The sequence below is a fragment of the Pseudomonas sp. B3G-3 genome, from assembly GCF_028640915.1.
In the GTDB taxonomy this organism is placed as follows: Bacteria; Pseudomonadota; Gammaproteobacteria; order Pseudomonadales; family Pseudomonadaceae; genus Aquipseudomonas; species Aquipseudomonas chlororaphis_I.
Window position 1 is genome coordinate 59,408 of sequence record NZ_JAQZAB010000074.1, and the last position, 11,043, is coordinate 70,450.

Below are 11,043 nucleotides of genomic sequence, written 5' to 3' on the forward strand. Positions count from 1 at the left end.
AGGCGGCCATCATAAATGCTGGAAGGCCGGCAGGTCGCGGATGATCACGTGCAGCATGACCAACGAAGACGGCATCACCGTGCTGGAAGGCCAGACCCGCGGCCTGGTGCCTGGGGTGAAGGAACGGGAAGTCCTGGTCCGCATGCTGGCCGAGGGCGATCCGACCAATGGGGCGGCCAATGGGGCGGCGGGCGCGGGGAATGACCAGCCTTGAGTGAACCGCGCCTCGGGCCCGCCCCTATCGATGTTCGGCCCGGACTTACTCTTGCCAGACAATATCGACCGAGATCTCCCGCGCCGGAACCGTTCCTCGGTTCTCGAGCCAGTGCGTGGTGTCCCTGTCCTCGGGCCAGCCCAGCCCCGGGCCATAGTCCGTGTCGAGGCCATTGCGATGGTCTGTGATGGTTCCCTCCAGTATGTAGACGACGCCTGGCCGGTCTTTATGGTTGTGAATCGGCCCGAATACACCTCCAGGCTCGATGGTCACCAGACGCATTCTGAGTTGGCGCCCGGCCATCCCCTCGATCTCGGGACCCAGGTCAATGGTTGCCAGTACCTGCACTGCAACACCTTTGGTTTCCGGTGCCACCTGTTCATTGCTCATGGCGCTCTCCTCTCTGTACCTACAGAGCCTCACTAGCAGTAGACACCCCTGAAAGGCGAGAGCTGCCGACAGGCGACAAAGGGTCGAAGTCGGTTTTTCATGGCCGGCAGGAATCGGCCGGAACGAACAGCCAATGCGGACAAGGAGGGATCGATATCCTGCGCTCGGCTTCAGGAACCACACATTTCATTCCTGGTGCGGTCGCCCCCGCCATCCGCCTTTAACTGGCGCCGCAAAACCTGCACAATCGCCGGCTTTTTTGCGACAGGAAGTTCCCATGCAACGGATTGTAATTCTGGGTAATGCCGGGAGCGGCAAGTCCACCCTCGCCCGCGCTCTCGGCAAGCGCCGGAACCTGCCCGTGGTCCACCTGGACACACTGTTCTGGGAGCCCGGCTGGGTCGAACCCGACGCCGAGCAGTTCCGCGAACGGGTCCGCGCAGCGGTCGCACCGGCTGCCTGGGTGTGTGAAGGCAACTATGCCCGGCGCACCTTCGACCTTCGCCTGCCCCGTGCCGACCTGATCATCTGGCTCGATACCCCGCGGCTCACCTGTTTCACCCGGGTGATCATCCGCAGCCTGATGAACCGCCCCCGGCCTGACCTTGCCGCAGGCTGCACGGAAAAGCTCGACCGGGCATTCCTGACCTTCCTGAACTTCGTGTGGAATTTCGACCGTGGCTACCGCCCGGGTATCGAGGCGGTGCGCCTGGCCATAGGCCCGCTGGTTCCTACCCTGCACTTGCGCGGTGCCCGGCAGATTGCCGCGTTTCTCGATAGCTTGCCGGCGACGCCCGAAGCCTGCCTTGAATGAATGGCGGGTCGCCATCCCGGCACAACCTCCGCCTTGGGCTGTGGATTCAACCGATCCGCCAGATTGCACGGGTGTTGAAACTGCTCCAGTTTTTTTGTTGAACTGCGGCAGCTCCCGCACCACGAGTCTACAAACTGTCTTCTTTGTCGATGGATGACTGAAGAAACTCGGCTATCAGCGCTGCAACCTGCTGTTGAATCACCTCACGCGGGCGAGCGCTGTCACCATCCCGGCAAATGATGCCATCGCCTGGTACGTCTTCTTCGAGCATGACCTCCGCGCCAGGTTTGCATACCGACAAGAAGCTGAAATGGCTTGCGTCGCTGATTTCGACGTAGCGGCTTGACGCCGAAGGCAGGCGTTTGGCCAGGTTGGCAGACTCCAACTCAGCGGGAAGGTCGTGCGACGGCGCGCCGGCAGCGATCACCAGCGCTGGTACCGGCAGCGCGGCCAGGCTTTCATCAGTCAGGCCACGCGAAAAGCCCAAGTCCAATGCAACCACGGCAGTGACGCGTTTATCGCGCAAATCGGCGGTCAACGCGGCCTTTGATTCCGAGGTGCTTACGGGTTTTATCTTTCCATAGTTGGTGCAACTTGATAACTGCGGGTGGGCTTTGCACTCCTGGGCGAAGCGGTCTGGATCGAAACGAGCACCGGCGATCTCCAGGGCGGTCCAACCGCCGAGTGAATGGCCCACTACTGCAATTCGGCCATTGGCGACCGAGCCGAACTTTTCAGGTTGAGTCGTGACCCTGTCAATGACTCGGCGCAAATCGACGGGCCGCTGCCATAACTGCGCCGCGGCTTGAGGGCTAAGGTCATGAGTGGTGGTGCCAGGGTGATTGAGTGCGGCGACGATGTAACCCCTGTGAGCCAGGGCACTGGCAAGCCAGATCTGGTTGCTCCAGTTACCTCTGTACCCGTGGGAGAGCACCAACAATGGATGCTTGCCAGCAGCGGGCGGCGCGTCACGGACGGCAGGAGCCCCGACGAACACCACATCATCGCCAATCATCTGCGTGGCTGCGGTAGTTGCGCTGGGGTACCAGACGACCATCTCCAGTGCGCGCCCATTGTGCGAGTCCGCCAGTATGGAAGTTTGGAAGCCGACAGGGTTCTCGTCAGCGAGTGCGGTAGTAGCCAGCCAGGTCAACAACAGGGCGCCGAAAGCTATTTTCAATGTCATTTCTTCCTTGAATGAGACAAGTGCACAGCAGCCTGAACCCGCCATCAGGCGCATCCACCTTCGTATGGAGTCGAAGCTCATGGGGCTGCATATAAGCCCGGGCATTAAAGCCCACATTCGAACCGCCGTGCGCAGTTTTCATCGTTAACGCTATTCGCGGTCTGTTAGTGAGAAGGTTGAACGTCCGCTTTTGGTTGTGGGTTCAACCGTTCGACATCCCCGACACCGACTGCTTAAATGGGCGCCCTTTCGTTTCAAGGGGCGCCCTTAAATGACTGACACCTTCCAGGGCAGCTGCCTGTGCGGCGCCGTCAAATACCAGCTCTCGTCCCGCCCCAAAGCGCTTTCCCACTGCCATTGCAGCCAGTGCCGGAAAAGCCATGGGGCGGCGTTCGCCAGTTATGGCAGTGTGTTGCGCAGTGATCTGCACATCGTTCAGGGGGCCGAGAGCCTCCAGTCCTATCGGTCTTCCGAATCGGTGCTGCGCCAGTTTTGCGGCCAGTGCGGTTCGTCGCTGTTCTGGTCCAGGGACCAGGGCGAACACGCCGACTGGGTCTCGATCGCCCTGGGCACCCTGGATACGCCCTTCACCGCCGATAAACAGAAACACATTCAGGTGGCGTTCAAGGCTTCGTGGTACGAAATCCAGGATCATTGGCCGCAACACCCATGAGGGCAATCAGGCAAAAACGGATGGCAACCGACGTAAGGCAGGGCCAAACGCACCCACTCCGCCAGACGGCTCCAAGGCCAGGCGCGATACCCTCTAAGCTGAATACAGCAACACTGCAAACACGTTCTTACCGTCTTGATACAGGGGAACTGGAATGACCAGAACAGCAGTACGCAACTACTCGTCATGGATCCTGTTTTCCCTGCTCGCCATCAACCTGGCGCTGATAGCGGGATGTTCAAGCAAAGCCGCCAAGTATCGTTATTCGACCGCCAGCATCGGCTCAAACTGTTACGCCAAAGCGCTCCCCACTTCCGGCGAAGGCGGCCTGGCCTGGGGTTCCACCCTGGGTGTGGCGCGCCAGAAATCCCTGAATAACTGCATCCGTTATGCCGGCCGCTCCGGCGGCACGCCCGGCACCTGCAAAGTGGTGTTGGCGGAGTGCAAGAAATAGCAGTGCGCAGGAAATAACAGGGAGGTAGCGAAGCGGGCCGTTCGGTTCTCAAGGCATCAGTTCATCCGGATGCCCTGCCCTCATCAGGTCGACAACACGGAGGTTGGTATGGGCAACGCGGTAAACAAGCGAGTCGTGGTCATTGGCGCCGGCATAGTGGGCGCGTCCCTGGCGTATCACCTGGCAGGCAAAGGCGCACAGGTCATCCTGGTGGAGGCTGAAGACGTAGCGTCTGGAGCGACGGGACGCTCATTCGCCTGGATCAACACCTCCCACAGCGGGCCCGATCCCATCGCGTCATTGCGCGGCGCGGCCATCCAGGAGTACCGCAGGCTCGAAACCGAGCTGCCTGGCCTGAAGGTGCGCTGGAGCGGCGCCCTGTCCTACGGCGCAAGCCCAAGTGAAGAGCCGCAAGCCTCAGGCAACCCGCCTTCGGCCACCCGGGTGTCGCGCTCGCAGATCCTCGACCTCGAGCCCAACCTCAAGCATCCCCCGCAGCAGGCCTGGTATGCCGCCGAAGAAGGCGCGCTGGACGCGGTGCAAGCCACCCATGCGTTGCTTGCCGGTGCCCAGGCTCATGGCGCCCAGCTGCTCACCCAGACCCGGGTGCTCGGCTTTACCACCCAGGGTGCACAGGTGACGGGCGTCGAAACCACAAGGGGCAGCCTCGAGGCCGAGATTGTCGTGCTGGCCGCCGGGACGGGCATCACCCAGCTGACCGAGCGGCTGAACCTGCCCCTTCCAATAGCGGCCTCTCCAGCCATATTTATCCGCTACGCCTCACAACCCGATCTCGTGCACACCCTTATCTCCAACCCGGAAATGGAAGTGCGGCAAGGCACGGACGGCAGGCTACTGGCGGCGGAAGATTACCTGGACGACGCGCTGGAAAACCAGCCAGCCGCGATAGCGCTACGAACCGCCCAGGCCATCCGGAACCAACTCCACGGCGTTACTTCCATCGAGCTGGAGTCGGCCTGTGTCGGCCTCAGGCCCATGCCGGTCGATGGCACGCCCATCATCGGTTATCTACCCGATATCGGCGGCGTGTATGTGTGTGCGATGCACCCTGGCGTCACGCTGGCGGCGATAGTCGGCCGCCTGGCCAGCGAGGAGATTATCGACGGCACGGCATCCCCTGCCCTTGCCCCCTGCCGTCCCGGGCGCTTCTTCCAGGCGTAGGGAATACATGCCTGGGGCCAGCATGGTGACAACCTCTCCAACAAAACCTGTTCGCCCCGCTCACTGGACTCGCTAAAGCTACGCTTGATCACTGACCGGTTATTGCCCCAGGCCGCTCCACAGGACGCATTGCTGATAAGGAAATCGAGAAAACCATGACTGACCGCGAGCAACTCCATCGACAGGGTTACGTGCTGCTGCGCCGAGCGATCCCGGCCGAATGGCTGGATGACCTGCGTGCCACGTTCGATGCGGGCGTGCTGCCGTCGAACCAATGGCCCGTGCCGCGAGGCATGGACTGGCGCCATTCGCTGCTGGACTCCGATTCGAAGGTCCAGGCGGTGTGTCGCCTGCCGCAGGTGCTGGCGGTGGTGGGCGAGTTGATCGGGGAACGCTTTTTCCTCTCCCAGGTGGAAGGGCGCGAGCCCCTGGCCGGTGGCGGCCATCAGCAGCTGCACCGCGACCTGTCAGCCCAACGGCCAGGCGACATAGCCAACGCCCTGGCTTTTTTCGACGACTACGGCCCCGAGAACGGCGCCACCCGCATCGTCCCCGGCAGCCATCGTCCCGATCCGGCAGCGCCGCCATTCGACCTCAACGATGAGTCGCGGTCCGTGCAGCTTTCAGGCGCAGCCGGCGACATCCTGGTGTTCGATGTCGATCTGCTGCATGCCGGCAGCCTGAACGCGAGCGGCGCACGCCGGCGCTCGCTCCTGATCAGCTATTTTTCCGAGTCTCTGTACCCATCGCACCTGGAAACCCTGGGCCTGCGAAATATCCGCATGGACACGAGCGAGCGCTTCGATCCGTTGGATAGGACTGATACCAGAAACGCATAGGCAGGCTAATTGCCCCGCCCACCGCCAAACGACCAGTCCTCTGCCTCGGTGGTGGTAATCACCACCATCACATCCTCGGCATCGATGCCCGGCGCCCGGCCCAGCCGCTCGACCAGGTCGCGATAGAAACGCCGTTTGGTCTCGACCGATCGAGGCCGGCCGGCGGTGATCGCGATCAGCACAAAGTCATGGCTGCGCGGGCCGCCCAGATAATCGCGGTCGAATATCAGCTCGCCCGCTTCATGTTGGTGAATGATCTGGAAGCGGTCTGCCAGCGGCACTTCGAAACGCTCGACCAGCGCCTCGTGCAGCCCCTGCGACAAGGCCTGCAGGTACTCGGCGGACTTTCCGCGGTGCAAGGAAATACGGGCAAAAGGCATAAACGCTTACTCCTGCAAACCGAGGCTGGAACCCTGTAGATCGCTGAGCACCTTCAGCGCCGAGGCGGCTGTCGGCCAGCCGGAATAGAACGCCAGATGGGTGATCACCTCAGCCAACTCGTCGCGCCCCAGGCCGTTGTCCAGCGCCCGCTGCAGATGAAACGGCAGCTGCTCCAGGCGGTACAACGCCACCAGCGCCGCCACCGTCACCAGGCTGCGTTCCCGAGCCGACAGCTGGGTACGCTGCCAGATATCGCTGAACAGTACGTCCCTGGTCAGGTCGGCAAATTTTTGCGCGTACTCAGGCTCTCGCCCCTGCCCCATCGCTGTGTCCATGATGCTTCCTCGTTGAATAACCCAATGACGGGAGAAAAATATCAACTCGAAACCATCCCGAATATTGGATTTAATGGAAGCCACAATCCCGAATCAGTGGACTATTCGAATGCGCCGTCCGACCTTCGATCTCGATGTACTGCGTACCTTTGTCACCGGCGTGGAGTTCAACAGCTTTGCCAAGGCGGCGGACCGGCTCGGCCGCTCGACCTCCGCGGTGAGCGCCCAGCTCAAGAAGCTCGAGGAGCAGATCGGCACGCCGGTACTGGCCAGGTCCGGTCGAGGGCTGGCCCTGACGCCCACCGGCGAGTCGCTGCTCAGCCATGCCCGCCGGCTCCTGGAACTGAACGACAGCATTTTCCAGAGCCTGCATGAACAGCAGACCGCCGGGACGGTACGCCTGGGGCTGCAGGAGGACTTTGGCGAGCACTTCCTCAGCGATATCCTCCGGCGCTTCGTCAAGACCTACCCACGGGTGAATCTCGAAGTCAGGATCGCGCGCAATGCCGAACTGCTTGCCCTGATCGACAGCGACGGCCTGGACCTGGCGCTGGCCTGGGACACGGGGCAGCCATCGCCCCATGCCACCCGCCTGGGCGAAACCCAGATGCACTGGATCGGCGCGCGCGACATGCCGCCGCTGCCGGCGGACTCGCCACTGCCGCTGATCCTGTTCGATGCCCCGTGCGTGCTGCGCAGCGCTGCCACCCAGGCTCTGGACGAGGCGCATATTCCCTGGCGGATCGCCCTGACCAGCCCCAGCGTCGCCGGCATCTGGGCGGCCGTGGCGGCCGGGCTGGGGCTGACCTTGCGCACCCGCATCGGGCTGCCAAGCCATCTCGCCCTCATGCCCGGTTTACCCGCGGTACCGACCCTGGGTTACGTGCTTCACCGCGGCGACAAGGACCTTACGCCGGCCACCCGGCAATTGGCCGAGTTGATCCAGGCCAACCTGGAAGAGCAGGCGTTCGGCTTCACCCCTATGAAGTAACAAAGGTCTGTCCCCCAACGTTCCCCCCCCCAAGAGATGCCGCCGCATGAGCGGCTTCCCGCTCGCCAGCTCGGGTCGACGAACGTCGACATCCCCCACCTTCATCGCTGACGTTCTTTCCATTGGGAGTGTTTTACAACACTTACAAATGGATCCATTAAAAACGAAGACTACAACTAGCAGCCCGATAATCGCCCATAAATCCACCTAAAATCGCGCCTTTATCGTTGACACTCAAACACCACCGCCCCTCTAATGGATCCATTAAATAAAAACAATCACTCGCCTGGAGAGCCTTCCATGTACCCCAAGAACACTTGGTACGTTGCCTGCACCCCCGATGAAATCGCCGACAAGCCCCTGGGGCGGCAGATCTGCGGGGAGAAGATGGTGTTTTATCGTGGCCTGGAGGGCCGGGTCGCGGCGGTCGAGGACTTCTGCCCCCATCGCGGTGCGCCGCTGTCGCTGGGTTATGTGGAAAACGGCAACCTGGTGTGCGGTTATCACGGCCTGGTGATGGGCTGCGATGGCAAGACCGTGGAAATGCCCGGGCAACGGGTGCGCGGCTTCCCGTGCAACAAGACCTTTGCCGTGGTCGAGCGCTACGGTTTTATCTGGGTCTGGCCCGGCGACCAGGCGCTGGCCGACCCGGCGCTGATCCATCACCTGGAATGGGCGGTCAGCGATGAGTGGGCCTACGGTGGCGGGCTGTTCCACATCCAGTGCGACTACCGCCTGATGATCGACAACCTGATGGACCTGACCCACGAAACCTACGTCCACGCCTCCAGCATCGGCCAGAAGGAAATCGACGAGGCGCCGCCGACCACCAGGGTCGAAGGCAACGAAGTAGTCACCGCGCGGCATATGGAAAACATCATGGCCCCGCCGTTCTGGCGCATGGCCCTGCGCGGCAACGGCCTGGCCGACGACGTGCCGGTGGACCGCTGGCAGATCTGCCGCTTCACCCCGCCCAGCCATGTGCTGATCGAAGTCGGCGTGGCCCATGCCGGCCAAGGCGGCTATGACGCGCCGGCGCACTCCAAGGCGTCGAGCATAGTGGTGGATTTCATCACCCCGGAAAGCGACACCTCGATCTGGTATTTCTGGGGCATGGCGCGCAACTTCAACCCGAAGGACGAGGCGCTGACCGCGAACATTCGCGAAGGCCAGGGCAAGATTTTCAGCGAAGACCTGGAGATGCTCGAACGCCAGCAACAGAACCTGCTCGCCCATCCCACGCGCAACCTGCTCAAGCTGAATATCGACGCCGGCGGCGTGCAGTCGCGGCGGGTGCTGGAGCGCCTGATCGCCCAGGAACGCGCCGGCGAAGCGCAGCTGATCGCCACGGCTACGGCCTGATCCTGCGCGGCATTTCACCGGTGCCGCGCCCTGCCCTTTACCCAGCCTTTTACCCAACAAAAGAAACAGAAGTGACCGCCACGGGCGGCAGCACTCGGAGGACCGACGATGATCGATGTGGTGGTGGTATCCCGTAACGACGAAGCCCAGGACATCTGCAGCTACGAGCTGGCCAGTGCCGATGACAGCCCGCTGCCGGCCTTCAGCGCCGGCGCGCATATCGATGTGCACCTGCCCGGCGGCTTGATCCGCCAATACTCCCTGTGCAACCACCCCGAAGAACGCCATCGCTACCTGATCGGCGTGCTCAAGGACCCGGCCTCACGGGGCGGCTCGCTGGCCATGCACGAGCAGATCCACCCCGGCACACGGCTGACTATCAGCGAACCGCGCAATCTGTTTCCGTTGGCCCACGAAGCCCGGCGCAGCCTGCTGTTCGCCGGCGGCATCGGCATCACCCCGATCCTGTGCATGGCCGAACGTCTGGCCCACAGCGGCGCGGATTTCGAGCTGCACTACTGCGCCCGTTCGCGGGAGCGCGCAGCCTTTGTCCAGCGTCTATGCAGCTCGCCTTTTGCCGACCGGGTATTCCTGCATTTCGACCAGGAACCCGAGACAGCGCTGGACGCAGCCAAGGTCCTGGCCACGCCGCGCAACGATGTTCATGTCTATGTGTGTGGCCCCGGCGGCTTTATGCAGCACGTGCTGGACACGGCCAAGGCCGCGGGCTGGCAGGAGTCCTGCCTGCATCGCGAGTACTTCGCCGCCGCCCCCGTCGACACCCGCGCCGATGGCAGTTTCTCGGTCAAGGTCGCCAGCAGCGGCCAGGTCTTTGCGGTGCCGGCGGACAAGAGCGTGGTGCAGGTCCTGGAGAGCCATGGCATCGAGATTGCCATGTCCTGCGAGCAAGGGATTTGCGGCACCTGCCTGACCCGGGTGCTGGAGGGGGTGCCGGAGCACCGCGACCTGTTCCTCACCGAGGACGAACAGGCGCGCAACGACCAGTTCACCCCCTGCTGCTCGCGCTCGAAAACGCCGCTGCTGGTGCTGGATATCTGAAGGGATTCAGGCGGGGCGGAGAATCACCTTCATCCGCTCGTCCGCCGCCGCGCTGCTGAAGATCTCGGCATAGCGCAGGGTGGCGTTGGCGTGCTCGCGCATGATCGCCTCGGCCCGCGCGCCCTGGCGATTGACCAGGGCATCGAACACCGAATGGTGCTGCATATGGGCGTAGTTGAAGCGCCGGTATTCGCGGGCCATGTCCTGGCGATCCACCGCCAGAGCGGTCACCGAGGCGAACGGCAGATGATCGTTGCGCGCCAGGGCATCGGCGATCGCCGGGTTGTGGCTGCCTTCGACAATCACCTGGTGAAAACGCATGTTGAGGTCGTGATAGACCTCCAGGTCGTCCTCGGTCACATAACCCTTGGCGAACAACTGGTCGCCCTGGGCCAGGCACAACTCAAGGGCCGCCCGCGCCTCCTGCGACAAACCGCGCTCGGCGGTCTGGCGCGCCGCCAGCCCCTCGAGCACACCCCGCACCTCGACCGCGCCGGCGATGTCCTCGGCACTCACCGAACGCACCTGGAACCCACGCCCGCCAAACCGCACCAGCAGGCCTTCCTGCTCCAGGGTACGAAACGCCATGCGCACCGGCATCCGCGACACCCCGAACAACTCCGCCGTGGGGATCTCCATCAACCGCTCCCCCGCCGCCAGCTCGCCCGAGGCGATCATCTTGCGCAGCGCGACCAGCACCAATTGACCGGGCTTACTCATCCAGGCAACTTCCAGAAAACGTGGGCGGCCATAGTACCGCAAGCCTTGCGCCGGCGGCATGCCGATACCGGCGTGGCGGCCTCACCAACGCCATCGCGGGCAAGCCTCGCTCCTACAGAAAATACGTAACCTACTGCCTCACAGCACACGCCCCCCCTGTAGCCGCTGCCGAAGGCTGCGATAAGGCCGCAGGCCTTCAGCGACCTCAAGATCCTGCGCCTCCTTCGGGGTCGATCGCAGCCTCGCAGGCTCGGCAGCGGCTACAGGGAGCGACTCAGCCCCAGGCCGGCCGGTAGGCCGCCGTCTTGCTTTGGCTTTTGATCTGAACGCCCCGTTAACCACGATGGCCGAACGCAGGCATTGAGCCGTGGGTAACCCGGCAAGGATGCCGGGTTAGCCGCCCCAGGCCATGGATGGCCTGTGGCGGCGGCCCACGGATCAAT

At 62.9% G+C, this 11,043-nt stretch carries 13 protein-coding genes and 1 pseudogene; 9 read left to right on the forward strand and 5 right to left on the reverse strand.

Features of this window, described 5'->3' with window-relative positions; translation table 11 throughout:
• Positions 1–52: 52 nt before the first annotated feature.
• Positions 53–214, forward strand: a pseudogene (locus tag PVZ80_RS08400) (acyl dehydratase); the annotation flags it as partial.
• A gap of 45 nt (positions 215–259) precedes the next feature.
• Here PVZ80_RS08400 and PVZ80_RS08405 read toward each other — a convergent pair.
• On the reverse strand, positions 260–604 hold the full coding sequence (locus PVZ80_RS08405; protein ID WP_009048570.1) for a cupin domain-containing protein: 345 nt from the start codon (positions 602–604) through the stop codon (positions 260–262).
• Positions 605–881: 277 nt separating this feature from the next.
• Here PVZ80_RS08405 and PVZ80_RS08410 point away from each other — a divergent pair, with 277 nt between their 5' ends.
• Positions 882–1,418, forward strand: coding sequence for an ATPase AAA (locus PVZ80_RS08410; protein WP_009048569.1), 537 nt, complete (start codon positions 882–884; stop codon positions 1,416–1,418).
• Between the two features lie 127 nt (positions 1,419–1,545).
• On the opposite strand, the gene PVZ80_RS08415 is transcribed toward PVZ80_RS08410, so the two are convergent.
• Positions 1,546–2,598 carry an alpha/beta hydrolase family protein gene (locus PVZ80_RS08415; RefSeq protein ID WP_009048568.1) on the reverse strand — a complete coding sequence of 351 codons (1,053 nt, stop codon included), beginning with the start codon at positions 2,596–2,598 and terminating at the stop codon, positions 1,546–1,548.
• 277 nt (positions 2,599–2,875) lie between these two features.
• Here PVZ80_RS08415 and PVZ80_RS08420 point away from each other — a divergent pair, with 277 nt between their 5' ends.
• From PVZ80_RS08420 to PVZ80_RS08435, 4 genes are all read left to right on the forward strand, one after another.
• The gene (locus tag PVZ80_RS08420) at positions 2,876–3,277 is read left to right on the forward strand and encodes a GFA family protein (protein ID WP_103331348.1); all 402 of its coding nucleotides are present in this window, start codon (positions 2,876–2,878) and stop codon (positions 3,275–3,277) included.
• Between the two features lie 154 nt (positions 3,278–3,431).
• On the forward strand, positions 3,432–3,731 hold the full coding sequence (locus PVZ80_RS08425) for a hypothetical protein (RefSeq protein ID WP_038631893.1): 300 nt from the start codon (positions 3,432–3,434) through the stop codon (positions 3,729–3,731).
• A 108-nt stretch (positions 3,732–3,839) separates the two neighbouring features.
• The gene (locus PVZ80_RS08430) at positions 3,840–4,913 is read left to right on the forward strand and encodes an NAD(P)/FAD-dependent oxidoreductase (protein WP_273863664.1); all 1,074 of its coding nucleotides are present in this window, start codon (positions 3,840–3,842) and stop codon (positions 4,911–4,913) included.
• Positions 4,914–5,068: 155 nt separating this feature from the next.
• Positions 5,069–5,752, forward strand: a complete 684-nt coding sequence (locus tag PVZ80_RS08435) for a phytanoyl-CoA dioxygenase family protein (protein WP_273863665.1) — start codon at positions 5,069–5,071, stop codon at positions 5,750–5,752.
• A gap of 5 nt (positions 5,753–5,757) precedes the next feature.
• Here PVZ80_RS08435 and PVZ80_RS08440 read toward each other — a convergent pair whose 3' ends face one another.
• Positions 5,758–6,132 (reverse strand): tautomerase family protein, encoded by a 375-nt coding sequence (locus PVZ80_RS08440; protein WP_009048563.1) that lies wholly within the window; start codon positions 6,130–6,132, stop codon positions 5,758–5,760.
• A 6-nt stretch (positions 6,133–6,138) separates the two neighbouring features.
• Entirely contained in the window at positions 6,139–6,468 is a 330-nt protein-coding gene (locus PVZ80_RS08445; RefSeq protein WP_036985561.1) for a carboxymuconolactone decarboxylase family protein, read from the reverse strand.
• 109 nt (positions 6,469–6,577) lie between these two features.
• On the opposite strand from PVZ80_RS08445, the gene PVZ80_RS08450 reads away from it, so the two are divergent.
• The 3 genes from PVZ80_RS08450 to PVZ80_RS08460 all read left to right on the forward strand — a co-directional run bounded on the left by PVZ80_RS08450 (position 6,578) and on the right by PVZ80_RS08460 (position 9,880).
• The gene (locus PVZ80_RS08450) at positions 6,578–7,459 is read left to right on the forward strand and encodes a LysR substrate-binding domain-containing protein (RefSeq protein ID WP_273863666.1); all 882 of its coding nucleotides are present in this window, start codon (positions 6,578–6,580) and stop codon (positions 7,457–7,459) included.
• Between the two features lie 300 nt (positions 7,460–7,759).
• Complete coding sequence (locus PVZ80_RS08455; RefSeq protein WP_009048560.1) at positions 7,760–8,821, forward strand: aromatic ring-hydroxylating oxygenase subunit alpha; 1,062 nt, start codon at positions 7,760–7,762, stop codon at positions 8,819–8,821.
• A gap of 108 nt (positions 8,822–8,929) precedes the next feature.
• A complete protein-coding gene (locus tag PVZ80_RS08460; protein ID WP_124340023.1) occupies positions 8,930–9,880 on the forward strand; it encodes a PDR/VanB family oxidoreductase in 951 nt (316 codons plus the stop codon).
• Between the two features lie 6 nt (positions 9,881–9,886).
• Here the strand turns inward: PVZ80_RS08460 and PVZ80_RS08465 are convergent, their stop codons facing one another.
• Positions 9,887–10,600 (reverse strand): GntR family transcriptional regulator, encoded by a 714-nt coding sequence (locus tag PVZ80_RS08465; protein WP_009048558.1) that lies wholly within the window; start codon positions 10,598–10,600, stop codon positions 9,887–9,889.
• Between the last annotated feature and the right edge of the window lie 443 nt (positions 10,601–11,043).

What these genes read in the sequence shown, in the direction of transcription:
- PVZ80_RS08405 (WP_009048570.1), bottom strand. Translation starts at nt 604, where the DNA reads ATGAGCAATGAACAGGTGGCACCGGAAACCAAAGGTGTTGCAGTGCAG.
- PVZ80_RS08410 (WP_009048569.1), top strand. Translation starts at nt 882, where the DNA reads ATGCAACGGATTGTAATTCTGGGTAATGCCGGGAGCGGCAAGTCCACC.
- PVZ80_RS08420 (WP_103331348.1), top strand. Translation starts at nt 2,876, where the DNA reads ATGACTGACACCTTCCAGGGCAGCTGCCTGTGCGGCGCCGTCAAATAC.
- PVZ80_RS08425 (WP_038631893.1), top strand. Translation starts at nt 3,432, where the DNA reads ATGACCAGAACAGCAGTACGCAACTACTCGTCATGGATCCTGTTTTCC.
- PVZ80_RS08430 (WP_273863664.1), top strand. Translation starts at nt 3,840, where the DNA reads ATGGGCAACGCGGTAAACAAGCGAGTCGTGGTCATTGGCGCCGGCATA.
- PVZ80_RS08435 (WP_273863665.1), top strand. Translation starts at nt 5,069, where the DNA reads ATGACTGACCGCGAGCAACTCCATCGACAGGGTTACGTGCTGCTGCGC.
- PVZ80_RS08440 (WP_009048563.1), bottom strand. Translation starts at nt 6,132, where the DNA reads ATGCCTTTTGCCCGTATTTCCTTGCACCGCGGAAAGTCCGCCGAGTAC.
- PVZ80_RS08445 (WP_036985561.1), bottom strand. Translation starts at nt 6,468, where the DNA reads ATGGACACAGCGATGGGGCAGGGGCGAGAGCCTGAGTACGCGCAAAAA.
- PVZ80_RS08450 (WP_273863666.1), top strand. Translation starts at nt 6,578, where the DNA reads ATGCGCCGTCCGACCTTCGATCTCGATGTACTGCGTACCTTTGTCACC.
- PVZ80_RS08455 (WP_009048560.1), top strand. Translation starts at nt 7,760, where the DNA reads ATGTACCCCAAGAACACTTGGTACGTTGCCTGCACCCCCGATGAAATC.
- PVZ80_RS08460 (WP_124340023.1), top strand. Translation starts at nt 8,930, where the DNA reads ATGATCGATGTGGTGGTGGTATCCCGTAACGACGAAGCCCAGGACATC.
- PVZ80_RS08465 (WP_009048558.1), bottom strand. Translation starts at nt 10,600, where the DNA reads ATGAGTAAGCCCGGTCAATTGGTGCTGGTCGCGCTGCGCAAGATGATC.